The sequence below is a fragment of the Microvirga sp. 2YAF29 genome (genome assembly GCF_052114605.1).
Lineage (GTDB): Bacteria > Pseudomonadota > Alphaproteobacteria > Rhizobiales > Beijerinckiaceae > Microvirga.
On record NZ_JBFRFB010000051.1, the window covers coordinates 1 to 445 of the forward strand.

Below are 445 nucleotides of genomic sequence, written 5' to 3' on the forward strand. Positions count from 1 at the left end.
GGCAGTGTGAACAAGGTAATCCTGGTGGGCAATCTGGGGCGTGACCCTGAGGTGCGCCGTACCAACAACGGCGATCCCATCGTCAATCTGCGCATCGCCACGTCCGAGACCTGGAAGGACAAGGCGACCGGCGAGCGCAAGGAAAAGACCGAGTGGCACCAGGTGGTGATCTTCAACGAGAACCTGGGCCGCGTGGCTGAGCAGTATCTCAAGAAGGGCTCGAAGGTTTATATCGAAGGCCAGCTGCAGACCCGTAAATGGACGGACCAGCAGGGCATCGAGAAGTACTCGACCGAAATCGTTCTGCAGCGCTTCCGCGGCGACCTGACGATCCTGGACGCCCGCTCGGGCGGCGGCGGCGGCTCGTCGGAATACGGCGAGGAGGAAGGCGGCGGCCAGATCAGCCGCGGTGGCGATTTCGGACGCTCATCCCCCATGGAGCGCA

General features: G+C 62.9%; 1 protein-coding gene. It reads left to right on the forward strand.

Features of this window, described 5'->3' with window-relative positions:
* On the forward strand, positions 1–445 hold a 445-nt coding region (gene ssb, locus AB4Y85_RS19460), incomplete at both ends, for a single-stranded DNA-binding protein (RefSeq protein ID WP_441986551.1).